This window comes from Acinetobacter sp. 766875 (assembly GCF_000582055.1).
GTDB classification, from domain to species: Bacteria; Pseudomonadota; Gammaproteobacteria; order Pseudomonadales; family Moraxellaceae; genus Acinetobacter; species Acinetobacter nosocomialis.
Window position 1 is genome coordinate 141,026 of the sequence record NZ_JEXX01000001.1, and the last position, 22,962, is coordinate 163,987.

Below are 22,962 nucleotides of genomic sequence, written 5' to 3' on the forward strand. Positions count from 1 at the left end.
CATACTAAGTCCTATGGCACAACCTTTCAATTGCGATGGCTGTCTTTGTTGTCTAAAACCGTACCCTCTATGACAAGCATATTGTTAAGTTAAGACTGTTTCCACGCAGCCTGAACTTGTTTAGCTATATTGGGATAATCTAATACAAATCTTATATGCAGCTCAGTTCCTGTTTTTAAGGCCTTATTATCTACAATAAAATAGGGGCTATGATTTGGTGCAGCTTGAGTTAAATCATGATTTTCTGGTGTTGCACCCAAAAAAATAAAAAATGAGGGCATTAATTTGCCATAATAGGCAAAATCTTCACTTGCGCTTGCATTATGATCCAAAACATGAAGTTTTGAGTCTCCAACAACCTTGAGTAATGTGGGTTGAATAAGTTGAGTCAGTGCTTTGTCATTCATTGTTACTGGAGCATAGGGCGCAATTTCAACTTTGGCAGTCACATCATTGGCTTGAGCATTATGCTCTATCATGGCTGGTAAACTTTTTAAGATATTTGCCCGTATCTGTTCGTTATTAGAACGAATAGTCCCCACCATATTAACTTGTTCAGGAATTATATTTCCTGCTGTGCCACCCTGAATATTACCAATACTCACTACACCCATACCTTGGGTGAGATCAGTCCTTCGGCTAATAAGGCTTTGTAAATTATTAATCATTTGTGCCGATGCATAAATTGGATCTCTACCTAACCAAGGGGTAGAGCCATGTACTTGCTTGCCGTTGACTTGGATACGTAAATGATCTGCACTATTTAAAATAGCACCGTCTTTATAATAAAGATGTCCACTTTGCATACCAGATATGACATGTATGCCAAAAATGGCTTCAGGTTTATAGTCTCTAAATGCTCCATCTGCGATCATTTTTCTTGATCCGATTTGATCACCTTGCGTGAAATTGTCTATATCTGCTCCACCTTCTTCAGCGGGTTGAAAAACAAAGACAACGGTACCTGATATTTTATCTTTATTGGCAGCCAGAATTTTTGCAGCCCCTAATAACATTGCAGTGTGCGCATCATGTCCACAAGCATGCATTACATAGGTTTCTTTACCTTGGTAAATTGCTTTTTGTTTACTTGCAAATGGCACACCACTTTTTTCTTCCATAGGTAGTGCATCCATATCGGCTCTAAGCGCAATAATAGGGCCGGGTTTATTTCCTTTTAAAATACCTACAACCCCTGTTTTTGCATAACCCGTTTTGACTTGAATGCCATAAGACTTTAATTCTTTTTGAACAAGTGCAGATGTTTTAAATTCCATATTGCCAAGTTCAGGATTTTGATGAATATGTTGTCTTAACTGAATGACCTGATTTTCATTTTGTTGTGCAGCATCTTTGATCCAATCTGCTAGGCTCAGTTGACTCATTAAGGCGAATGGCAGAAGTAAAGCGGCTTTTTTGTACATGTCCTTATCCTAAAAATATTATTGTTCATAAGATTTAATATCTAGATTTCTTATAATTCAGTTTTTAAAAATATTAAAAAATCAATAAGGTATAAATAAAGACTTAAAAGGTATAGAGTAATTAACTTATTGATAAGACAGTTATTATTTGAGTTAAAAAGAATAGTTAAATTAAAAAAGGAAGAGAAAAGTCTCTTCCTTTGATTAGTTTTTAGGCTCAGGGGGCGTCATTCCAAACTGTAAATAAGATTGGTTGGTTGCTATACGACCTCGTGCGGTACGCATGACATAACCTTGTTGAATTAAATAAGGTTCAATCACGTCTTCAAGTGTACCGCTATCTTCAGCCATGGCAGCTGCAAGCGCTTCAACTCCAGCAGGACCGCCATCAAAACGCTCGAGTAACATGCTCAAATAACGACGGTCTAGGGTATCTAGACCAGCTTTATCAACATTGAGCATATCAAGCGCACGTTGTGCCATTTCATGAGTCACCTCACCCGTACCTTTTACTTGTGCATAGTCGCGAACACGTCGTAATAAACGATTGGCAATACGCGGTGTACCGCGTGAGCGACGAGCTACTTCTTCTGCACCTTCAACTGTAATTGGTACATCCATGAGGTTTGCAGAACGTGACACGATATGAGTTAGGTCTTCTACAGAGTAGAACTCAAGACGCTGCACAATACCAAAACGGTCGCGTAGAGGTGAGGTGAGTAAGCCGGCACGTGTGGTGGCAGCAACGAGCGTAAAAGGTGGTAAATCTAGTTTAATTGAACGAGCAGCAGGGCCTTCACCAATCATGATATCGAGTTGGTAATCTTCCATTGCCGGATACAGAATTTCTTCAATCACTGGAGAAAGACGGTGAATTTCATCAATAAATAAAACATCGCCTTCTTCAAGGTTGGTGAGCATTGCAGCCAAATCACCCGCACGCTCTAAAACAGGTCCTGAAGTGGATTTGAGATTGCCACCCATTTCACGAGCAATAATATTGGCAAGCGTGGTTTTTCCTAAGCCCGGTGGACCGAAAATCAGTGTGTGATCGAGTGCTTCCCCACGACCACGAGCCGCACCGATGAAAATTTCCATTTGCTCGCGTACAACTGGCTGTCCAATATAATCGGCAAGTGAAGTCGGTCGAATAGCCCGATCAAAATGATCTTCAGGTTTTTCTGTTCCACTGATTAGACGGTCTTGCATAAATGTATTTACTTCATCATTGATTTAAGAGCAGCACGAATAATATCGGCTGATTCAGTGTAATCGGCTTTAACCGCAGCTACAGCTTTTTGTGCTTCAAGTGGTTTATAACCTAAAGACTGTAATGCTGCTTCTGCTTCAGCAACAGGAGAGTTTGCAGCAAATTGAATTTGAGGCATGGTAGCCACAGTTGAAGTGCCTTGAGCCAAGGTTTTGAAACGGTCACGTAGTTCAATCATTAAACGTTCAGCCGTTTTTTTACCTACGCCTGGAACTTTGACCAAAGTGTTTACATCGTCATGTTCAATTGTGTGTACTAGCAATTCAACACTTAAAGTAGAGAGAATACCTAATGCCATTCTCGGGCCAACACCATTTACTTTTAATAAGGTGCGGAAAATTGTTTTCTCTTGAGCATCACTAAAACCATAAAGCTGCTGAGCATCTTCACGGACGACCAAATGCGTCCATAGCGTAACTTTCTGGCCTTTTTGTAATTGGCAAAATGTTGAAAGTGGCGTATCAATTTCATAGCCCACACCATTTACATTCAGTAAGACAGTTGGGGCTTCTAGGGCAAACACTTCGCCAATTAAACATCCGATCATAGCGTAATTTCACTTATTCATAACTGTAAATCTGGTCGTTCTAAATGTATTAAAACGACACCAGCTGTATTTCTTTCTATATTAAGGCAACTTAAAACAAGCCGATTTTATTACCTTGTAGCTCTTGCGCCAAGCTATAAGCCTGATGATCTGAAAACTTACTAATAATATCGAGTACCTGCATGATATTGTTATAGTGATTGTTGCTAAAGCGAGCACCGTATAAATGAAGAATAGACATTAAACGTTGTTCTTTAAAGCTTAAAGATTTATGCGGCATGGTTAATGGTACAAATGCATCAAGAATAGTTTGCAAACTTTGGTGAGCAATAATTTCTAAACCAGACTTTTGTGGATGTTCAAATATTTTTTCACGTGCCAGATTTTTGGCTGTTTCAATTCCTTTAGCAATATCAGGTGAGCAGTATTGTAAAAGGCTACCTTGAAGCTGACCCGTAATAATTTCATACTGATGCTTGGCAAAAGCTGTTGTGACTTCATCAACCAGACGTTTCATAACACGGCCACGTAATGCCGAGATTTTTTGTTGCCATGTACTGCTCGGCTGTGACAACTCTTCAGGTTGACCATAATCTGCAATCAAGTTGAGGAAAATCGGTTCAACTTCTTGATAGTGCAGCATATTTAAAATAATGCCATCTTCTAAGTCGATGAGGGCATAGCAAATATCATCTGCTGCTTCTAATAAATAGGTGAGTGGATGGCGGCAGTAGTGATATTCACCTAATTGAATGAGACCAAGCTGTTCAGCAATTTGTTTTAAAATTTCTTTTTCAGACTGATAACAACCAAACTTCGCCCGTTGGTGTGATGGACGATCACCTTGAGAAGCTATTGTTTTTGAAAGCCAAGGATATTTTAAATAAGCGCCTAAGGTCGCGTAAGTTAAACGCATACCCCCATCATCTGGGTGGTAGTCAATACGGGTTAATAAGCGTAAACCTTGAGCATTGCCTTCAAACTGACGAACATCGGCTTCTTCTTCGGGAGTTAATTTTTTTAGAAAATCATTATGTGAGGCATCGTCAAACCATTCACGAATCGCATACTCGCCGGCATGACCGAAGGGAGGGTTGCCAATATCATGAGCAAGGCAGGCTGCCTGAATGATTGCACCGACATCGGCAGGAGAAATCCAAACGGGCAATTCATCTTTTATTTTTTCGGCTGCCAGCATGCCCATGGAACGGCCAATACAGGAAACCTCAAGGGAGTGAGTTAAACGGGTATGGATACCGTCATGTTGTGCTAAAGGGTGAACTTGTGTCTTACGGTTTAACTGACGAAAACTTTGTGAAAATATAATGCGGTCATAATCTTTATGAAATGGGCTACGAGCCAGCTCTGTACTGCTTTTTTTGCTACCTAAACGAACCGCAGAAAGCAGTTCTAACCAACGCATTTGTTCCATTTATCATTATTCAAAACTATAAAGCCTGATCATGCCAAAAAAAACTTAAAAGCACTAGCGTGGTGCGACATAGTTTGTCTTAGTTCAGGTTTTATTATGTTATTGAATAAACATGAAACAATTTATTTTGAGTGAGAATGATTAAAAAAATGATTTTGAACAAAAAACACATCACTTCTTGCAGAATTAGGTTACAGAATACTGATTCTACATCTAGCTGATTTTAGCAAGACACAGTAGAATATGCGCTCTCTCTAAAGTCACATTGCGGTAAGGTTCACAAGACCTGCCCGTGGAGCCAAAATCAACATGTTTATCGTGGCCGGTGCAGCAGCACATTCTTCTTTTAAGAAAGCTCAACTATTAACACGTTTATCGTCAATTAGTTCTGTTCAATCTTTTGACAGCCAATGGGTCTATTTGTTTGATCAAGCGCTCAACGAGCAGCAACATCAATCTGCTTTGCAATTATTAAATGACGGTGAGTCTTTTGAACTTCGTCAACCTGCAAGTGATGAGATTCAGATTTTAGTGACACCACGTGTGGGTACTATTTCACCTTGGTCATCTAAAGCGACTGACATTTTCAAAAACTGTAATACGCCAGTTCACCGTTTAGAACGTGGTCTTTTATTTACCTTAAAAGGTGTTTCTGAAATTTCTAATGAAGTAAAACAAGTACTTCATGACCGTATGACTGAAACTGTTTTTGCACAAATTGAAGATGCAAAAGCACTATTTTCAGAAACAGCACCAAAACCTTTAAATTCAATTGATATTTTAGGTCAAGGTAAAGAAGCATTAGTAAAAGCCAACAACGAATTTGGTTTTGCTTTATCTGAACAAGAAATTGATTATTTAACAGAAGCATTTACTCGACTTGGTCGTAACCCAAATGACATCGAATTAATGATGTTTGCACAAGCAAACTCTGAACATTGTCGTCATAAAATCTTCGGTTCTGAATGGACAATTGATGGTGAAAAACAACCATTATCATTGTTCCAAATGATTAAAAACACTTATAAAGAATCACCAACTGACGTGTTATCGGCATATAAAGATAACGCTTCTGTAATTGTTGGTTATGACACTATGCGTTTTTATCCGAAAGCAGATGAAAACGGTCATTTTGTTTACAAATATAAGAGCCAAGCTGCTCACATTTTAATGAAGGTTGAAACGCACAACCACCCAACAGCAATTTCTCCATTTGCTGGTGCAGCAACAGGTTCAGGCGGTGAAATCCGTGATGAAGGTGCAACTGGTCGTGGTGGTAAACCAAAAGCGGGTTTAACAGGCTTTACAGTTTCTAACTTAAATATTCCAGGTTTTGAACAACCTTGGGAAGAAAACTACGGTAAACCTTCACGTATGGCATCGCCATTACAAATTATGATTGAAGGTCCATTAGGTGGCGCGGCATTTAACAACGAATTCGGTCGTCCTGCATTAAATGGTTATTTCCGTACTTTCGAACAAAATGTAAATGGTGAAGTGAAGGGCTTCCATAAGCCAATCATGATTGCTGGTGGTTACGGTAACATTCGTCCTGACCATGTAGAAAAAGATGCGATTCAACCAGGTGACTTGCTCATTGTATTGGGTGGCCCTGCAATGTTAATCGGCCTTGGTGGCGGTGCAGCATCTTCTGTAGACAGCGGTACAATGGGTGAAAGCCTTGATTTCGCTTCTGTACAGCGTGAAAACCCAGAAATGGAGCGCCGTTGTCAAGAAGTGATCGATACATGCTGGCGCTTAGAAGACTTCAACCCAATCGTGTCTATTCATGACGTTGGTGCGGGTGGTCTATCAAATGCAATGCCTGAACTTGTAAATGACCATGAGTTAGGTGCAGTTCTTAATCTTCGTAAGATTCCTTCATTAGAACCGGGCATGAGCCCAATGGAAATCTGGTCAAACGAAGCACAAGAGCGTTATGTTCTTGCAATTCGTCCAGAGTCTTTAGAGCAGTTCGAAGCAATCTGTGCACGTGAACGTTGTCCATTTGCCGTGTTAGGTGAAGCAACTGAAGCACGTCATTTAACTGTTGAAGATCCATTGTTCCAAAACAATGCAGTTGATATCCCAATGCAAGTGATGCTTGGTGGTACACCGCGTATGCAACGTTCTTATGAAACAATTGAGCGTAAAGGTAACGAATTTGACGCTTCAAAAGTTGATTTGAAAGATGCGATTTTCCGCGTATTGAAAAATCCTACAGTTGCGTCTAAATCATTCTTGATCACTATTGGTGACCGTTCAATTACTGGTATGGTTGCACGTGATCAAATGGTTGGTCGTTGGCAAATTCCTGTTGCGGATGCAGCAGTAACGACAACCAGCTTACAAGGCTTCACTGGTGAAGCAATGGCAATGGGTGAACGTCCACCAGTTGCATTGTTAAATCCAGCAGCGTCTGCTCGTTTGGCAGTTGCTGAAGCAATTACCAATATTGCATGTGCAAACATTGAACAAATTAGCGATATCAAACTTTCTGCAAACTGGATGGCTGCTGCTGGTCAAAAAGGTGAAGACCAAGCACTGTTTGAAGGTGTGAAAGCGATTGGTATGGAAATGTGTCCTGCTTTAGGAATTGCGATTCCTGTAGGTAAAGACTCACTTTCAATGCGTACCACTTGGAACGATAACGGCGAAGATAAAGCTGTAACATCTCCAATGACTGGCGTAATTACTGCATTTGCTCCTGTAGCTGATGTTCGTAAGACTTTAACACCAGAACTTAAGAATTTAGAAGATTCAGTACTTGTACGTATTGATTTATCTAAAGGTCAGTTCCGTTTAGGTGGTTCGATTCTTGCTCAAGTATATAAAGCAATTGGTTCAATCACTCCAGATGTTGATAGTTTTGATGATTTCAAAGCGTTCTTTGCTTTAATTCAAGACTGGAATAACCGTGGCTTGATTCAAGCTTACCATGACATCGGTGATGGTGGCTTACTCGCAACTGTAGCTGAAATGATGTTTGCTTCACGTTTAGGTGTGGCATTAGAAAACCAAACTACTGCTGGTTTATTTGCAGAAGAAATTGGTGCAGTAGTTCAAATCAAAGCAGCTGATTGGGAAGCTTTACAAGCAGAAGTTGCTGCTTCTAGCTTGAAAGATGCAATTGCTGTAGTTGGTCGCGTAAATAACACCGATCAATTATCTGTAAATGGCTTAACACTAGAGCGTGCAGAGTTACAACAAGCTTGGTCTGAGGTATCTCATCAGATCCAACGTTTACGTGATAACGTTGAAACTGCTGATCAAGAGTTTGCTTTAATTACTGATAAATCACATCAAGGTTTAATTGCAAAACCTACATTTGATTTAAATGAACCTATTGAAGCGCCGTTTATTAATAGCCGTCGTCCTAATATGGCAATCTTGCGTGAGCAAGGTGTAAATGGTCATATTGAAATGGCAGCAGCTTTCGACAAAGTTGGCTTTAATACGATTGACGTACACATGAGCGATTTACTTGCTGGTCGTGTGAGCCTAAGTGATTTCGAAGGTTTAGTGACTTGTGGTGGTTTCTCTTACGGTGACGTAATGGGTGCAGGCGGTGGCTGGGCAAAATCAGTTCTGTTCAATGCGAAGTTACGTGATCAGTTTGAACAATTCTTCCACCGTGAAGGTACGTTTAGCTTAGGTATCTGTAATGGTTGCCAAATGTTGTCACAATTAGCACCGCTTATTCCGGGTGCTGAACACTGGCCACGTTTCCACCGCAATATGTCAGAAGTTTTTGAAGCGCGTAGCGTAAACGTTCGTGTTGAAAAATCTGTTTCTGTATTACTTGATGGTATGGAAGGTTCGATTTTACCAATTGCTGTTGCACATGGTGAAGGTCGTGTAGTTGCAAGCGAAGCTAACATAGCAAGCTTGAATGCAGCGAACCAAGTTGCATTGCGTTATGTTGACAGCCACGGTAACCCGACTCAACATTATCCATTGAACCCGAACGGTTCGCCGGAAGCGATTACTGGTGTAACATCTAAAGACGGTCGTGCAACGATTATGATGCCGCACCCAGAGCGTACCTTCCGTGCAATTCAACACTCTTGGAGTCCAGAAGAGTGGACTGAAGACGGTGCATGGTTACGTATGTTCCGTAATGCACGTAAGTTTATTGGTTAATATAAAAATTGAAATAAGCCACCGTCAGGTGGCTTATTTGTATGTAGTACAATGTGAATAAAATAAATAGTAGAGAAGAAAAATGAATTCAAAAATCCATTTCCGTGAGTTTGCACTTCTGATGGCATTACTCATGTCTATTGTTTCTTTTTCGATAGATGCAGTTTTACCTGCCTTAGGTGAGATTGGACAAGTTTTTGACTTAAAAAATAATAATCAGACACAGTGGGTCATCATTGGTATTTTTTCCGGTATGACAATAGGTCAGCTTATAGCGGGACCGCTATCCGATGCAATCGGCCGTAAGCGCATTTTATTTACCGGTATCATCATTTACTTTTTGGGAAGTTTATTGTGCTTTACCACACAAAGTTTTGAATGGTTTTTAGTCGGACGCTTCATTCAAGGTGTTGGGGTTTCTGGGCCTTATGTTGCTTCTATTTCAATTGTTAGAGATAAATACAGCGGTGCTCAAATGGCCCGTATCATGTCTTTAATCATGATGGTCTTTATGGTTGCACCTGCGATTGCACCAAGTCTGGGGCAGCTTATTATTCATTTCTTTGGTTGGCGTGATATTTTTGTTTTATACATGGCGTATGCACTAGTCGTTGGGGCATGGGTCGCTCTACGATTAGAAGAGACACTACTTCCTGAAAACCGTTTACCTATGCGTTTACAAGCATTTCAAGAGGGCTTTAAAGAGGTAGTGAGTAATAAAACCACCATGAGCTATTTGCTATGTGCAGGCTTTTGTTTTGGTGGATTTATTGGTTACTTAGGAACTTCTCAACAAATTTTTATGCAGCAATTTGGTAAAACTGGGCAAGAATTTAGTGCCTATTTTGCTGTGCTTGCTGGTGTAATGGGCATTGCTTCATTTACCAATTCTAAAATTGTCATGAAATTTGGTATGCGTCCAATCTGTATTTATGGCTTTCTCGGTCTTTGCTTAATTTCACTTATTTTCTTAGGGATTCAACTTATAGGTGTGACTGTAGCATTTTGGATGTTCATGCTTTATGCCTGCATTCTGTTCTTATTATTTGGAACTTTATTCGGTAATTTAAATGCGATTGCAATGGAGCCAATGGGGCATGTTGCTGGCATGGCATCGGCTATTATTGGTGCAGCGTCCTCCGTTTTGTCACTTATTCTTGCCTCTATTATTGGGCAATTATATAACGGCACATTAATTCCAATGACTTGCGGTTTTGTCATTTTATGTGGTTTAGCATTTATGATGACAGTATATGAGAACAGATATTTAAAGAAATCGAATGCTTAAAATGATTCAGAATAATGATAGCTCACTGAATTAGAAAAATTTTCTTTAAACTTAAAGTAAAGGTAAGAAAATACGTTTTTTAAGGACTTTAAGAAAATCTATAAGAGTATAGACATAAGTATATTTAACCCCTTATGCTTGGATTGCTGTTGGTTCAATTTTTGCTTTCTCTGTAACAACGATAAAAATCGGAGATCAAAATGATGAAAAACAAAAATCACATAAGAACGATGTACACAAGAGATAAAGGTTGGCGCTTATTTGGCTTGGCGCTTGCCATACAAATACTTTTTATTGGAGCAAATTATCTAGCAATGATGAGCTGACTTTGATTCGTGGTCTTCTTAAAGGGTATGATTTAAAGCAAATTTACTAGTTTTGAGTCATTCTATTCATGTTAAAGCTGATTTATTACGTACCTGAGTCACATCTTGAGTCGACTAAACAGTCTATATTTGCGGCCGGAGCAGGTGGGATAGGGAACTATGAACAATGTGCTTGGCAAGTTAAAGGAATAGGGCAATTCAAGCCAGTTAAAGGAGCTGATCCTTATATTGGAGAGCTAGGTGAACTTGAGCAAGTTGACGAATGGCGTGTTGAAACGATTGTGCTTGAAGAAAAGGCAAATGCAGTAGCAAAAGCATTAAAGGCAAGCCATCCTTACGAAGAGCCTGCCTTTGAGTTTATTCAAATCATAGAAGTTGATTTTTAATTAAACTGTGAAAAGTCCGGTTTACGTTTTTGCATAAATGCCTGCACAGCTTCTAGCATTTCTGGAGATTGAACGCGTTGCATAAAGATTTCTGCTTCATGGTCAATACATTCAATAATCTGATCTAAATCATGTTTCATCAAGGCTTTGGTTTGTTTTAATGAAGCAAGTGGTAAAGCTGTTAAGTGTTGAGCAGTTGCCTGAGCAGTTGCATAAGCATCTTCAACGATTTCATTCACTAAGCCAGCTTGTAGAGCAGTTTCTGCATTGAACTTTTTCGCAGTAAACAGTAGTTCAGCTGCTTTGTGATAACCGGCTTGTTTAACTAATAATTGACTTGCACCACCTTCAGGAGAAAGCCCAAGGCTAACAAAAGGAATTTGGAAGAGGGCCGTATTGTCGGCAAAAACGAGGTCTGCCTGTAATAAAATCGTAACACCAATACCAATTGCTACGCCTTTTACTGCAATAATAAGCGGCTTTGATAGTCTGGCAGCAGATTTAAGGAGTATAAATGGAGGAACTTGACCTGCTGGGCCAGCATTCGGATTTTGTACAAAACCCATAAAGTCTTTCATGTCATTACCAGCGGTAAAGTCATGTTCAGCACCACGTAGAACGACTACTCGTACATCTTTATTTTGGTCAGCTTCATCAAGTGCTTTGGCAATCCATAAATAAAGTTCGCCATATAATGCATTTTTTGCTTCTGGGCGATTTATGGCTAAGGTGAGTACGCCACCTTCTAAATTTGCTTGTAAATGTTGATGAGGTTGTTGAATACAGCTAAGTGTCATCGTACTATCCTTGCTTTAAACCACGTTGTTGATTTTTAGGTTCTCATTATGGCGCATATTTTTTGTAATAAGCGTAACTGGTGAGTTCATAAAAAGTGAAAAACTCATTATGTATACATTTGATTATCTCGTTTTTATAGGTCGTTTTCAGCCATTTCATTTGGCACATATGCAAACGATCGAAATCGCGCTACAACAAAGCCGTTATGTGATTTTGGCATTAGGTTCCGCCCAAATGGAACGTAATATTAAAAATCCGTTTCTCGCGATTGAACGAGAGCAAATGATTTTATCTAATTTTTCATTAGATGAGCAAAAGCGTATTCGATTTGTGCATGTTGTCGATGTTTATAATGATGAGAAATGGGTAAAACAAGTCAAATCACTGGTAAATGGCGTGATAGAGCCGAACTCAAAAGTTGGTTTAATTGGCCACTTTAAAGATGAGTCATCTTATTATTTAAGATTATTTCCAGAATGGATAATGGTGGAGCTGGATAGTTTAAAAGACTCTATTTCAGCAACACCAATGCGTGAGGCGTATTATCGTGGTGAAATCCAAACGGAATTTTTTCCTGTTGGAACTATTCAATTTTTAGATGAATTTAAAAAAACACGTACTTACCAACAGCTTCAACAACGTTTTGAGCAAGATGACCGCTCTAACTTAGATGAAATTGAGTAATTAAATATAGATTAAGCATCTGCCCAAAAGATAATTCGGTTGGAAAAAGGATCGGTAATACTGAGTTCTAGCGTTTCCCAATCTGTTTTTTCAACCTGAGGTTTAGAAAATTTATAATCTTTTTGACTGAGTTCACTATGTAACTCATAAATATGTTCCCAATAAATACGGATTGCGCTGTGCGGACTTGCATCTCCAAAATGTTCAGATAAATGAATGATGCAATCATCTTTGGAAATCTGTAAATACAGTGGAAAGTTGTCTTCAAACTGGTGTTGCCAATCGAGCTGAAAGCCTAAAAACTCAAGGTAAAATGATCGAGCTAAATCAACATCAAAAATTCTTAAAATTGGTGTAATAGAACCTGATTGCATCATTTTTCCTTTTAACGTGTACCAAATTGTTGAGTCCAATAGCTCTTTTGTTTACCTGTTTGGTCAGAAGCACAAGCGATTGCATAAGTTGTGAATTTTGGATTCATTAAATTGCTACAGTGTAGGGGACTCGATAGCCATTTAGACATTACCTCATTTAAAGTTTTCTGCCCACTCGCGACATTCTCACCGTTGGCGTTACTAAGCGTATTGTAAAGTTTTAATCGTGACTTTAAATCGAGGCCAGTCGAGCCAACATGCCCAAGAAAGTTATGTATCGCCATATCTTCACTATGAGAAAGTGCGCCTTTATATAAATTATTATTCCAACTCAGCGGCGTGGTTGCGGAAAAATAATGCGGACCACATTGGCGTGATTGCTGGCGAATTTGATTGATTGTACTAAGAATAGCTTTTTGATAGGCAGGGTTTTTTAAATCTTGGCAGTTTATTTCTATAGATGATTTTTGAACTTGTGGTCTAGAAGAGCTCAGTGTAGGAGGTGTACTTGATGAGTTAACTGAGCACGCAGCAGTAATAAGGCTACAAGGCAATAAAGTACAAACTTTTAGTAGATTCATAGCTATGCCATTATTCGAATTATTTTAACATTTTTATCATACGCCAAATTAAAATGACTGAGCAATTTATGTGCGTGTAAAAAAGCGAGTATTCAACTCGCTTTTTTGTTGCTCAAGCTTATTAAGCCGTTTGTAATGCTTTTAAGTCTTCTAAAACTTGTTCTGCATGGCCAGCAGCTTTTACTTTACGGTAGCTTTTAACTAAAGTTTTGTTATGGAAAATAAAAGTAGAGCGCTCAATACCCATTACTTTTTTTCCATACATATTCTTTTCTTTAATGACATCAAAGTGATTACAAAGCACTTCTTCTCTATCACTAATTAAATCAATAGTTAGAGCCTGTTTTTCTGTAAAGTTTTGGTGGGCTTTTACTGAGTCACGTGATACTCCAAAAATACGAGCACCCAAAGCATCAAACTGATCTTTTAAACAAGAAAAACCGACAGCTTGTGTGGTGCAGCCAGGAGTTGAGTCTTTAGGGTAGAAGTAAATAATCAGCCATTCATTATCGATTTCAGCCAAATTCACTTCGCCGTGTGTAGTTGGGAAAACCTGATTTGGCAGTTGAATATTTTCAGACATTTCTTATCCTTTAAAAGTTAAATTCGATCTAATTCAAGTGGTAGAAAAGCATATTCTTCATGATAAACAATATCGAGTTTTCTTACAGGAATAGCTTTGTTAAAAATTGGGCCGTCAATGACAGTGGTATGGAATTCGCCGCCCTCACCACATGGATCAATTCCGCGGTTTTCAAGTTCCTGTATATACTCTAGCGATAACATTTGACCTAAATCTTCCACCTTCATCCCGAGTTTAAGGTTTACGGTCACAATGATGCTCTAAAATCCAAGTTGAATAAACTCTTCAACAACTTCACGGTGAGGGCGTAGCCAAAGTGGCATGCCTAGTTTAAGTCCAACCATTTGAGTGACGCGATCATGCCAACAGCCATGTTCAGGCATATCTAAGTCACCTGTAACCAGTACTTCTGCACCTTTTTGTTTAGCTTCATTCAATAAGTTAATGAATTTACTTTCATAGTCATTCCAGCTAGATGAAGCCATAAACACGGGTAAGCCAATTGCTTTCGCTTGTGCTTGAATAATATCAAGTGGCATAGCATGGGAACGGGAGCGTTGGCCATGTTCTTCCAGCATAACGATTAAACCAATTACATTACCAGTTCGCATTGCATCATACAGTGCAAGAGAACTGTCTTTACCTCCACTAAAGGAGACAATTGACTGTCTGTTATGTGCGTTGGTTTTCCATTGTTCTTGCATGGTTTATTTCGAATGATGAGGTCAGTGTCATTTTAACAGAGCTATAAAAAAAGCCTGCATAAATGCAGGCTTAATTTGGAGCAACAAAAGCTTATTTTTTAGGAGCTTGTTGTTGAGCTGCTTTCATTGCTTCTTCAGTTAATTTTTCAAGCTTAGTTGTTAACTGAGGACCGAAACATGCTTTAAGATCACGGTTTTGTTGTTGTACAAAAGCTAAAGAGCTTGGGCTTTTCTTCGCATTGATTGCGCTTTGGATTTCCCATTTTTGTGCTTCAGTCACTTTACCTTGTGCTTCCACTTGGCAGCTACAGAATTTGCTAACTTCAGCTGAGCTTAATTTACCGCCTTTTGCAGTTTGGTCTTTACAAACGTTGATTAATGCACCTTTAACGTTAGTGCTTTTATATGCTGCTTGAACTGGGTTATCAGCTGCATGAACTGAACCAGCCATAAGTGCAGCTGCTGAGAATAAAGATGAAAGAATAAGATTTGATTTTAACAACTTCATAAATTTTACCTACTTATTGCGGTATATAGCGTGTTGGATCGGTGACACCAGCATCGATAAAGCCTTCTTTACGCAAACGGCAACTGTCACATTTGCCACACGCACGTCCTTGAGCATCTGCTTGATAGCAAGATACCGTTTGACTATAGTCTACGCCATGTTCAATCCCTAAACGTATAATATTCGCTTTGGATAAATGTAACAGGGGTGTTTCAAATTTAAGTGGTTTTCCTTCAACGCCAGCTTTGGTTGCAAAAGGAGCCATATTGGCAAAAGCATCAATAAATTCTGGGCGACAATCAGGATATCCTGAATAATCAACAGCATTGATACCAATAACAATCGCTTCAGCATTGAAAACTTCTGCTGCTGCTAAGGCATAAGAGAGGAAAATTGTGTTACGTGCTGGTACATAAGTTACAGGAATGCCTTCTTGTAATTGTTCTGGTACAGCAATGTTATGGTCTGTAAGTGCAGATCCACCTAAATTGGCTAAATCGATATTAATAACACGATGTTCAACGCCTGCGCGCTGCGCTAATGCTTTTGCTGCATCAAGTTCAGTGGTTGAGCGTTGACCATACATAAAACTAATAGCGATACATTCATAGCGCGCTTGTGCCCAAGCTAGGCAAGTGGTTGAGTCTAAGCCGCCTGAAAGTAAAACAATGGCACGAGGGCGCATATTTTTCTCCATATTCGGAATGATTTGTTTTATTGAATGACTAACGACCTGATTCATCGTTCCAGAGCAGTTTATGTAACTGTAGCTGGAAACGAACAGGCAGTTTATCGTCCAGTATCCACTGTGCCAGATCACGTGCTAAACGTGGTAGGCCAACAGCACCTTTTTCAACTGCAAAGGCAGGGGAGAACCAAACGGTACTGACTTTGGTCTGCAGTTGATATTGTTCAACTTGTTGTTTTGACCACTCATAGTCTTCACGATTACAGATCACAAATTTGATTTGGTCATGTGAAGTTAGGTAGTCAAGATTACTGATGAGATTACGATGTTCTTCACCAGAAGTTGGAGTTTTTAAATCGAGAACTTTAGAAACACGTGGGTCTACTTTTGACACATCGAGCGCGCCACTGGTTTCCAAAGAAACGTCAAAACCGGCATCGCATAAACGTTGTAATAAAATTAAGCAATTTGGCTGTGCTAGAGGTTCGCCACCAGTCACACAAATATAAGGCGTTTGATATTTTTCAGCCGTTTCAATAATGTGCTCTAGTGATAAACGTTCACCTCCTTCAAAAGAATAGGTGGTATCACAATAACTACAACGTAAAGGGCAGCCCGTTAAGCGAATAAATACAGTCGGTAGACCAGAGGCATTTGCTTCACCCTGCAACGAGTAAAAAATCTCGGTAATGCGTAAACCAGACGCAGGGTCAGAGACAGGAATTGCAGAGGAACGTAAGGAAGCCATTCTAGAAATACCACACTATATAAAAAATAAAATCTCTACGATCAGTGTTGACCGTAGAGATGCTTGATCAAACTGAAATTAGTCAGCGCGTAACAAATCGTTCAAACTTGTTTTTGCACGTGTTTGCGCATCAACTTTTTTCACGATAATTGCAGCGTATAAGCTGTATTTACCATCAGCAGACGGGATGTTACCAGGTACAACAACTGAACCAGCAGGAACGCGGCCATAATGGATTTCACCAGTTTCACGGTCATAAATTTTGGTTGATTGACCAATGAAAACGCCCATTGAAATGACTGAACCTTCTTCAACAATAACGCCTTCAACGATTTCAGAACGCGCACCGATAAAGCAGTTGTCTTCAATAATGGTTGGGTTAGCTTGTAATGGCTCTAAAACACCACCAATACCTACACCACCAGACAAGTGAACGTTTTTACCGATTTGAGCACATGAACCTACAGTTGCCCATGTATCAACCATTGTACCTTCATCTACATAAGCACCAATGTTGACATAAGATGGCATTAACACCACATTTTTAGCTTGGAAGCTACCACGACGAGCAACAGCAGGAGGAACAACACGAACACCAGCAGCTTTAAATTGCTCTTCAGTCCAACCAGAGAATTTAGTTTCAACTTTGTCGTAGAAACGAAGATCACATGACTCGATTGGTTTATTGTCATTTAGTTTAAATGATAATAAAACAGCTTTTTTTAACCATTGATGAACAACCCATTCACCATTGATTTTCTCTGCAACACGAAGTGTACCGTTATCTAATCCAGCAATTGCTTCTTCAACAGCTTGGCGAATTTCGCTTGAGCAATCTGCTGCAGTAAAGTTTGCGCGGTCTTCAAATGCTTGCTCAATGATCGTAGAAAGCTGAGACATGATCTTCCTTCCATAAAAAATTTTAAAGATTTTACACTAATTTGTGACAAGAATCTTTGAAAAAACGTGTTACGTTTAAAGCGAGAGTTAAAGTGGAAAAGCTTATTAGATAATCAAGTGTTTTTTACACAAAAATGATTTGAAAATAAAAATTTAACTCAATTTGTATCAAAAAATAACAGAAATCTAGCAGTTTTTGTATAAAAAAGAATCTATGCTCTTGAATATAATTTTTGTCACAAGCTGAATAAATTAAAAACAGAGCCTTTTCTTGAGGAGAAAACGATGAAAGTATTACGTGTTTTAGTGACAACTACAGCTTTACTTGCTGCTGGTGCTGCAATGGCAGATGAAGCTGTTGTTCATGACAGTTATGCATTCGATAAAAACCAATTAATTCCAGTAGGTGTTCGTGCTGAGGTAGGTACTACAGGTTACGGTGGCGCTTTATTATGGCAAGCAAACCCATATGTAGGTTTAGCATTGGGTTATAACGGTGGTGACATTTCTTGGCGTGATGATTTATCGATTAATGGTACTAAATATGACGTTGATATGGATAATAACAACGTATATTTAAATGCCGAAATTCGTCCATGGGGTGCAAGTACTAACCGTTGGGCTCAGGGCTTATATATTGCCGCTGGTGCTGCGTATTTAGATAACGATTACGATCTAACTAAACGCTCATCAGATGGCACTATCAAAATTAACGGAACAAATTATTCTTATAATGGTTCTGTAAATGGTCAGTTAAGTTATAAAAATGATATTGCTCCTTATTTAGGTTTTGGTTTTGCACCTAAAATCAATAAAAACTGGGGCGTATTTGGTGAAGTAGGTGCTTATTATACTGGTAACCCAACTGTAGAGTTAGATAAACAAGGTACTTTTGTTAATGCTGCAGGTGGTAATGCGGATGCTGACTTACGTGCTGAAGAAAACAAAATCCGTAACGACGATAAATACAAATGGTTCCCAGTTGGTAAAGTTGGTGTGAACTTCTTCTGGTAATAATATCCTATAAAAAAACGAGTCTCGGCTCGTTTTTTTTATAGATAAAAATAAAAGAGCTAAAAAGCTCTTTTATTTTTTGCAGTTCTTATTCATCTGGATAAGCAATTTTCTTCAACGCTTTAATGTCAGCATCAGGTGAGCATAAAGAAATAAACTCATAACCGTAACCGCGTAATAAGTGACCTTTGCGAACAGCAATCCATGTAGTATTAACACCAAAGATATCAGTTTTAATTTGCTTTAAACGATAGTCACGTTCCGCATCATAGGCAACATCGTTGACAATTCCGACGCCCATACCAAGTTCAACATAAGTTTTAATAACATCGGCATCAAGCGCAGACATTACGATATCTGCATCAATTTGAGCATCTTCAAATGCTTTATCAATTTTAGAGCGACCTGTAAAACCACCGTGATAAGTAATCAATGGATATTCAGATAAAGCATCAAGATCGATTTTATCGAGCTTTGCAAGTGGATGATCTTGCGGAGTAATAATACTGTGCTGCCACTGATAGTATGGAATACTTGCTAAGTTTTCTTCAGTGGTTAAAGACTCTGTCGCAATACCAATATCGGCTTCGCCTTGTAAAAGCATTTCTGCAATTTCGACAGGACTGGCTTGTTGCAAAATCAAATGGACTTTAGGGAACAGCTTTTTAAATTGATTGACAATCGGTGGTAGCACATAACGCGCTTGAGTATGCGTTGTCGCAATTGTTAAAGTACCTTCGTCCACTTTATTAAAGTCATCTGCAAGACGTTTAATATTTTCTGCATCTACAAGCATACGTTCTACAATGCTAAGTAGCGATTGGCCTGGTTCAGTTAAACCAAGTAAACGTTTACCTTTACGAACGAAAAGTTGTACACCTAACTCATCTTCTAAATCTTTAATATGTTTACTTACACCTGATTGAGAGGTATATAACGCGGCAGATGCTTCCGTTAAATTAAAGTTTTGGCGTACTGTTTCTCGGATAATTCTTAATTGTTGAAAGTTCATTTACACTTTTCCTCGAAAGAGGTGAGGAACGGCTTTAAATTCCGCGAGATGGCTCCTCACCAAATAATTCCTTAAGCAACTTGATCTGCAAATAGGTGAAGTTGAGATGCACTCACCCAAACAGTTTGATTTGGTTTAAATGCATGTTGTTTTGCAGCTTCACTGCTCAAAGCAATCTCAATTAAACGTCCATTACGATCTTGTAATTCCGCCACTACTTTTCCAGCAATCCAGACTTCACGTACAAAAGTTGCTTCAATTGTATTTGCCTGTGGTTGCGAATGAATATGTAACTCATCCGGACGGGCAAAAGCAATCACTTTTCCTTGCGGTGCCTGAACTGTAGTCGGTAATTCGATACGATCATTGCCAATACGGATAATACCGCCAGCATGTTCGCCTTCAAAACGGTTTGCTTGACCTAAGAAATCAAATACGAATGGTGTGGCAGGTTTTTCGTAAACTTCACGCGGCGAACCAATTTGTTCGACGTTACCTTTATTCATCACAATAATTTGATCAGCTACCTCAAGTGCTTCTTCTTGATCATGGGTTACGAAAATTGAAGTGATATGCAGCTCATCATGCAAGTTCCTTAACCAGCGGCGTAGTTCTTTACGGACTTTGGCATCAAGTGCGCCAAATGGTTCATCAAGCAATAGCACACGAGGCTCTACAGCGAGTGCTCGCGCTAAGGCAATACGTTGACGTTGACCACCAGAAAGCTGAGCAGGGTAGCGGTCTGCTAAAAAGCCCAGTTGAACTAGGTCAAGCAAGCGAGTAACACGTTTTTTAATCTCAGCTTCCGAAGGACGTGTGGCACGAGGGCGAACACGTAAGCCAAAAGCAATATTGTCAAATACAGTCATATGGCGGAATAAAGCATAGTGCTGAAATACAAAGCCAACTTGACGTTCGCGAACATGGACATTAGTTGCATCTTCGCCTTCAAGTAATACTTGACCGCCATCGGCCGATTCTAAGCCGGCAATAATACGAAGTAGTGTGGTTTTACCGCAACCAGATGGTCCGAGTAGCGCAACCAGCTCGCCCTCTGGAAAGTCTAGGGAAATATTTTTAAGCGCATGGAATGCACCAAAGTGTTTTTCAATATTCTTAACTTGAATACTCATGATTTCATTCCTTACGAATCAGTTGAATGCGGTTCTGGTTTGTCTTGATGTAGTTCTAACCAAGTTTTCAATACCAGTGTTAATAAGGCTAAGAAAGCAAGCAATGAGGACACGGCAAAGGCTGCGCTGAAGGTGTACTCGTTATATAAAATTTCAACATGCAGTGGCAGAGTATTAGTTTCACCACGGATGTGTCCCGAAACTACCGATACTGCGCCAAACTCACCCATTGCGCGGGCATTACACAAAATCACACCGTAAATCAGACCCCACTTAATGTTAGGCAGAGTGACTTTCCAAAAGGTTTGCCAACCTGATGCACCGAGTACAATAGCTGCTTCTTCTTCCTCTGTTCCTTGCGCTTCCATAAGAGGAATTAACTCACGTGCAACAAATGGAACTGTGATAAAGATGGTCGCTAAAACAATTCCGGGCACGGCATATAAAATCTTAATGTCATGGTCCATTAACCAGCCGCCTAGCCAACCTTGAGCACCAAAAATCAGTACAATCATTAAACCTGCAATAACAGGTGAAACTGAAAAAGGCATATCAATAATAGTGGTTAAAATCGCTTTGCCTTTAAACTGGAACTTAGAAACAGCCCATGCAGCAGCAACACCAAATATCACGTTAATCGGTACGGCAATCGCTGCGGTGAGTAATGTTAATTTCACCGCTGACAACGTATCTGGATCAATTAAAGCCTGAACATAGACTTCAAGGCCTTGTTTAAACGCTTCAACAAAAACCAAAATAAGTGGCAGCATTAAGCAACTAAGAAAGAAAATCAGTGCAACTGTAATCAGCGTATAACGAACCCAAGTCGGTTCACGAGTTGCATCACGGGATTGCAATTTCAAAGCAAGTGCATTGCTGTCGGTATGTAGGTTCATGTGATATTTCTCCCAGTACGACGGTTTGCCCATGCTTGAAGTAAGTTAATGACAAATAAAATAATGAAAGAGAGAACTAACATAACTGCAGCAATAGTCGTTGCACCTGCATAGTCATATTCTTCAAGGCGAGAAATGATCATGAGCGGGGCAATTTCTGTTTTAAACGGCTGGTTTCCTGCAATGAAAATTACAGAACCATATTCACCTACACCGCGAGCAAATGCTAAAGCAAAGCCTGTAAATAGAGCAGGGAGTAATATGGGCAAAATAATTTTAGTAATGGTCTGCCAGCGATTTGCCCCAAGTGCAGAAGCCGCCTCTTCAAGCTCGGTTTCGATATCGCTTAATACCGGTTGAACAGTTCGAACAATAAAAGGAATACCAATAAACACTAAAGCTAGCGTAATCCCGATAGGGGTATAAGCAACATGAATACCAAGTGGTTCTAAATATTGACCAATCCAGCCAGTAGGAGCATAAAGCGAAGTGAGCGCAATACCTGCGACTGCCGTTGGTAGTGCAAAAGGTAAGTCCACTAAAGCATCAACTAGACGTTTTCCGGGAAAGTTATAACGGACAAGGCACCAAGCTAAAAGTAGTCCGAAAACAACATTAATAAACGCCGCAATTAATGCTGAACTAAAGCTGAGTTGAAGCGATTTTAAAATACGTTCAGAGGTTAAAATTTCCCATAGTCCGTCCCATCCGATTCCAAATGATTTGATAAAGACTGCGGCTAATGGAATAAGCACAATAAAAGAAACGTAGGCGAGGGTGAAGCCCAATGATAGACCAAACCCAGGCAGCACTCGGGATCGCTGCGACATGATATTTCCTCAAAGAGAAAAGCCTGCTGAAACCAGTAAGCGAATAAATAAAGATAAACGGCGCGGTATAAAGCTGGGTATTAAGCAAATTTCAAAGAGAAATGTGTCTTTACCGGATCAATAGATGAGTGGCTACACATCGAATCTTCAGGAAGTAGATAGTTCAGTAAGTCAGGAAATGGGCCAAAACCAGAAGCAACATTAATATGCCCAACTTGTCCAAGATTAATTGGGTTTAATTGCCAAGCTTTAGCAAGTTGTAAAGCATCGAAAAAATCTAGCCAAGGATCATTTTCACTAATCAGTAGTGTTGTAGGCACATTAATTTTTAACTGATGAAAATAATCTTTGTAGTCAGTCAGGCTATGGCGGGCAAAACCTGCTTCACCAAAACGTGCTGGATTTGCAGGAGCAACCAAAATTAATTTTTTAACTTGAAGTTGTAAATCAGGATGCTCAGCCAAAGCAGCAACACTGGTTAAGCAACCGAAACTATGCGCAACGATTTGTACGGGTGCTTGTACTGCTTGAACTGTTTTAACAAATTGCTCAATCCATTCACTTAATACGGGTCTATCCCAGTTTTTTTGCTCAACACGAGAACTAGACACGAGTTGACGCTGCAACCAAGATTGCCAATGTTGATGTTCACTTCCACCTACACCTGGAACAATTACAGAGTGAGTCATGTCT

23 protein-coding genes and 1 pseudogene are annotated in these 22,962 nt (G+C 39.5%); 6 read left to right on the forward strand and 18 right to left on the reverse strand.

The genetic code is table 11. From position 1 onward, the window contains the following. Positions 1 to 89 precede the first annotated feature (89 nt). From J576_RS00635 to J576_RS00650, 4 genes are all read right to left on the reverse strand, one after another. On the reverse strand, positions 90 to 1,424 hold the full coding sequence (locus J576_RS00635; RefSeq protein WP_002052856.1) for a M20 family metallopeptidase: 1,335 nt from the start codon (positions 1,422 to 1,424) through the stop codon (positions 90 to 92). Between the two features lie 204 nt (positions 1,425 to 1,628). Continuing rightward, the gene (gene ruvB, locus J576_RS00640) at positions 1,629 to 2,633 is read right to left on the reverse strand and encodes a Holliday junction branch migration DNA helicase RuvB (protein ID WP_002052424.1); all 1,005 of its coding nucleotides are present in this window, start codon (positions 2,631 to 2,633) and stop codon (positions 1,629 to 1,631) included. 8 nt (positions 2,634 to 2,641) lie between these two features. Then, the gene (gene ruvA / locus J576_RS00645; RefSeq protein WP_002052663.1) at positions 2,642 to 3,241 is read right to left on the reverse strand and encodes a Holliday junction branch migration protein RuvA; all 600 of its coding nucleotides are present in this window, start codon (positions 3,239 to 3,241) and stop codon (positions 2,642 to 2,644) included. 91 nt (positions 3,242 to 3,332) lie between these two features. Further along, entirely contained in the window at positions 3,333 to 4,673 is a 1,341-nt protein-coding gene (locus tag J576_RS00650) for a deoxyguanosinetriphosphate triphosphohydrolase (protein ID WP_002052941.1), read from the reverse strand. A gap of 309 nt (positions 4,674 to 4,982) precedes the next feature. Between J576_RS00650 and purL the strand changes: the two genes are divergently transcribed. The 4 genes from purL (at position 4,983) to J576_RS00670 (ending at position 10,816) form a co-directional block, all read left to right on the forward strand. Then, positions 4,983 to 8,816: a phosphoribosylformylglycinamidine synthase gene (gene purL / locus J576_RS00655; protein WP_002052793.1), complete on the forward strand. Its 3,834-nt coding sequence runs from the start codon at positions 4,983 to 4,985 to the stop codon at positions 8,814 to 8,816. 82 nt (positions 8,817 to 8,898) lie between these two features. Continuing rightward, positions 8,899 to 10,104: a multidrug effflux MFS transporter gene (locus J576_RS00660; protein WP_002052957.1), complete on the forward strand. Its 1,206-nt coding sequence runs from the start codon at positions 8,899 to 8,901 to the stop codon at positions 10,102 to 10,104. Positions 10,105 to 10,304: 200 nt separating this feature from the next. Continuing rightward, a complete protein-coding gene (locus J576_RS20370; RefSeq protein WP_000977276.1) occupies positions 10,305 to 10,430 on the forward strand; it encodes a KGW motif small protein in 126 nt (41 codons plus the stop codon). Positions 10,431 to 10,498: 68 nt separating this feature from the next. After that, positions 10,499 to 10,816, forward strand: a complete 318-nt coding sequence (locus tag J576_RS00670) for a YqfO family protein (RefSeq protein WP_002052616.1) — start codon at positions 10,499 to 10,501, stop codon at positions 10,814 to 10,816. On the opposite strand, the gene J576_RS00675 is transcribed toward J576_RS00670, so the two are convergent. Further along, on the reverse strand, positions 10,813 to 11,613 hold the full coding sequence (locus tag J576_RS00675; RefSeq protein WP_002052933.1) for an enoyl-CoA hydratase-related protein: 801 nt from the start codon (positions 11,611 to 11,613) through the stop codon (positions 10,813 to 10,815). The genes J576_RS00670 and J576_RS00675 overlap by 4 nt on opposite strands. A 109-nt stretch (positions 11,614 to 11,722) precedes the next feature. Here J576_RS00675 and J576_RS00680 point away from each other — a divergent pair, with 109 nt between their 5' ends. After that, positions 11,723 to 12,298, forward strand: coding sequence for a nicotinate-nicotinamide nucleotide adenylyltransferase (locus J576_RS00680; protein ID WP_002052762.1), 576 nt, complete (start codon positions 11,723 to 11,725; stop codon positions 12,296 to 12,298). Between the two features lie 11 nt (positions 12,299 to 12,309). Here J576_RS00680 and J576_RS00685 read toward each other — a convergent pair whose 3' ends face one another. From J576_RS00685 to dapD, 8 genes and pseudogenes are all read right to left on the reverse strand, one after another. Further along, on the reverse strand, positions 12,310 to 12,672 hold the full coding sequence (locus tag J576_RS00685) for a glyoxalase superfamily protein (RefSeq protein ID WP_002052476.1): 363 nt from the start codon (positions 12,670 to 12,672) through the stop codon (positions 12,310 to 12,312). An 11-nt stretch (positions 12,673 to 12,683) separates the two neighbouring features. Then, positions 12,684 to 13,253 carry a CAP domain-containing protein gene (locus tag J576_RS00690; RefSeq protein ID WP_002052871.1) on the reverse strand — a complete coding sequence of 190 codons (570 nt, stop codon included), beginning with the start codon at positions 13,251 to 13,253 and terminating at the stop codon, positions 12,684 to 12,686. Between the two features lie 121 nt (positions 13,254 to 13,374). Then, positions 13,375 to 13,836 (reverse strand): peroxiredoxin, encoded by a 462-nt coding sequence (locus J576_RS00695; protein ID WP_002052919.1) that lies wholly within the window; start codon positions 13,834 to 13,836, stop codon positions 13,375 to 13,377. A 17-nt stretch (positions 13,837 to 13,853) separates the two neighbouring features. Beyond that, a pseudogene (locus J576_RS00700) lies at positions 13,854 to 14,540 on the reverse strand (Dph6-related ATP pyrophosphatase). A gap of 91 nt (positions 14,541 to 14,631) precedes the next feature. After that, a complete protein-coding gene (locus J576_RS00705) occupies positions 14,632 to 15,048 on the reverse strand; it encodes a hypothetical protein (RefSeq protein ID WP_002052853.1) in 417 nt (138 codons plus the stop codon). Between the two features lie 13 nt (positions 15,049 to 15,061). Beyond that, entirely contained in the window at positions 15,062 to 15,733 is a 672-nt protein-coding gene (gene queC / locus J576_RS00710; RefSeq protein WP_031955264.1) for a 7-cyano-7-deazaguanine synthase QueC, read from the reverse strand. 40 nt (positions 15,734 to 15,773) lie between these two features. Continuing rightward, complete coding sequence (gene queE, locus J576_RS00715) at positions 15,774 to 16,484, reverse strand: 7-carboxy-7-deazaguanine synthase QueE (protein ID WP_002052669.1); 711 nt, start codon at positions 16,482 to 16,484, stop codon at positions 15,774 to 15,776. Positions 16,485 to 16,562: 78 nt separating this feature from the next. Further along, positions 16,563 to 17,384, reverse strand: a complete 822-nt coding sequence (gene dapD / locus J576_RS00720; protein ID WP_002052807.1) for a 2,3,4,5-tetrahydropyridine-2,6-dicarboxylate N-succinyltransferase — start codon at positions 17,382 to 17,384, stop codon at positions 16,563 to 16,565. A 285-nt stretch (positions 17,385 to 17,669) separates the two neighbouring features. Here dapD and carO point away from each other — a divergent pair, with 285 nt between their 5' ends. Then, the gene (gene carO / locus J576_RS00725; protein ID WP_002052777.1) at positions 17,670 to 18,398 is read left to right on the forward strand and encodes an ornithine uptake porin CarO type 4; all 729 of its coding nucleotides are present in this window, start codon (positions 17,670 to 17,672) and stop codon (positions 18,396 to 18,398) included. A gap of 88 nt (positions 18,399 to 18,486) precedes the next feature. On the opposite strand, the gene J576_RS00730 is transcribed toward carO, so the two are convergent. The 5 genes from J576_RS00730 to J576_RS00750 form a co-directional block, all read right to left on the reverse strand. Then, on the reverse strand, positions 18,487 to 19,410 hold the full coding sequence (locus tag J576_RS00730) for a CysB family HTH-type transcriptional regulator (protein WP_002052645.1): 924 nt from the start codon (positions 19,408 to 19,410) through the stop codon (positions 18,487 to 18,489). Positions 19,411 to 19,481: 71 nt separating this feature from the next. Next, complete coding sequence (locus J576_RS00735; RefSeq protein ID WP_002052588.1) at positions 19,482 to 20,543, reverse strand: sulfate/molybdate ABC transporter ATP-binding protein; 1,062 nt, start codon at positions 20,541 to 20,543, stop codon at positions 19,482 to 19,484. A gap of 11 nt (positions 20,544 to 20,554) precedes the next feature. After that, entirely contained in the window at positions 20,555 to 21,439 is an 885-nt protein-coding gene (cysW, locus tag J576_RS00740; protein WP_002052783.1) for a sulfate ABC transporter permease subunit CysW, read from the reverse strand. Continuing rightward, positions 21,436 to 22,269 carry a sulfate ABC transporter permease subunit CysT gene (gene cysT, locus J576_RS00745; protein ID WP_004707527.1) on the reverse strand — a complete coding sequence of 278 codons (834 nt, stop codon included), beginning with the start codon at positions 22,267 to 22,269 and terminating at the stop codon, positions 21,436 to 21,438. The genes cysW and cysT overlap by 4 nt, the downstream gene beginning before the upstream one ends. Positions 22,270 to 22,349: 80 nt before the next feature. Further along, positions 22,350 to 22,958: an RBBP9/YdeN family alpha/beta hydrolase gene (locus J576_RS00750; RefSeq protein ID WP_033855455.1), complete on the reverse strand. Its 609-nt coding sequence runs from the start codon at positions 22,956 to 22,958 to the stop codon at positions 22,350 to 22,352. Positions 22,959 to 22,962 lie beyond the last annotated feature (4 nt).

Bases quoted from the DNA above. Each gene is read 5' to 3' on its own strand.
- dapD (WP_002052807.1), bottom strand. From the start codon at position 17,384: ATGTCTCAGCTTTCTACGATCATTGAGCAAGCATTTGAAGACCGCGCA.
- J576_RS00690 (WP_002052871.1), bottom strand. From the start codon at position 13,253: ATGAATCTACTAAAAGTTTGTACTTTATTGCCTTGTAGCCTTATTACT.
- purL (WP_002052793.1), top strand. From the start codon at position 4,983: ATGTTTATCGTGGCCGGTGCAGCAGCACATTCTTCTTTTAAGAAAGCT.
- J576_RS00695 (WP_002052919.1), bottom strand. From the start codon at position 13,836: ATGTCTGAAAATATTCAACTGCCAAATCAGGTTTTCCCAACTACACAC.
- cysW (WP_002052783.1), bottom strand. From the start codon at position 21,439: ATGAACCTACATACCGACAGCAATGCACTTGCTTTGAAATTGCAATCC.
- queE (WP_002052669.1), bottom strand. From the start codon at position 16,484: ATGGCTTCCTTACGTTCCTCTGCAATTCCTGTCTCTGACCCTGCGTCT.
- J576_RS00635 (WP_002052856.1), bottom strand. From the start codon at position 1,424: ATGTACAAAAAAGCCGCTTTACTTCTGCCATTCGCCTTAATGAGTCAA.
- cysT (WP_004707527.1), bottom strand. From the start codon at position 22,269: ATGTCGCAGCGATCCCGAGTGCTGCCTGGGTTTGGTCTATCATTGGGC.
- J576_RS20370 (WP_000977276.1), top strand. From the start codon at position 10,305: ATGATGAAAAACAAAAATCACATAAGAACGATGTACACAAGAGATAAA.
- ruvB (WP_002052424.1), bottom strand. From the start codon at position 2,633: ATGCAAGACCGTCTAATCAGTGGAACAGAAAAACCTGAAGATCATTTT.
- J576_RS00750 (WP_033855455.1), bottom strand. From the start codon at position 22,958: ATGACTCACTCTGTAATTGTTCCAGGTGTAGGTGGAAGTGAACATCAA.
- J576_RS00670 (WP_002052616.1), top strand. From the start codon at position 10,499: ATGTTAAAGCTGATTTATTACGTACCTGAGTCACATCTTGAGTCGACT.
- J576_RS00650 (WP_002052941.1), bottom strand. From the start codon at position 4,673: ATGGAACAAATGCGTTGGTTAGAACTGCTTTCTGCGGTTCGTTTAGGT.
- J576_RS00675 (WP_002052933.1), bottom strand. From the start codon at position 11,613: ATGACACTTAGCTGTATTCAACAACCTCATCAACATTTACAAGCAAAT.
- J576_RS00730 (WP_002052645.1), bottom strand. From the start codon at position 19,410: ATGAACTTTCAACAATTAAGAATTATCCGAGAAACAGTACGCCAAAAC.
- ruvA (WP_002052663.1), bottom strand. From the start codon at position 3,241: ATGATCGGATGTTTAATTGGCGAAGTGTTTGCCCTAGAAGCCCCAACT.
- queC (WP_031955264.1), bottom strand. From the start codon at position 15,733: ATGCGCCCTCGTGCCATTGTTTTACTTTCAGGCGGCTTAGACTCAACC.
- J576_RS00705 (WP_002052853.1), bottom strand. From the start codon at position 15,048: ATGAAGTTGTTAAAATCAAATCTTATTCTTTCATCTTTATTCTCAGCA.
- J576_RS00735 (WP_002052588.1), bottom strand. From the start codon at position 20,543: ATGAGTATTCAAGTTAAGAATATTGAAAAACACTTTGGTGCATTCCAT.
- J576_RS00680 (WP_002052762.1), top strand. From the start codon at position 11,723: ATGTATACATTTGATTATCTCGTTTTTATAGGTCGTTTTCAGCCATTT.
- J576_RS00660 (WP_002052957.1), top strand. From the start codon at position 8,899: ATGAATTCAAAAATCCATTTCCGTGAGTTTGCACTTCTGATGGCATTA.
- carO (WP_002052777.1), top strand. From the start codon at position 17,670: ATGAAAGTATTACGTGTTTTAGTGACAACTACAGCTTTACTTGCTGCT.
- J576_RS00685 (WP_002052476.1), bottom strand. From the start codon at position 12,672: ATGCAATCAGGTTCTATTACACCAATTTTAAGAATTTTTGATGTTGAT.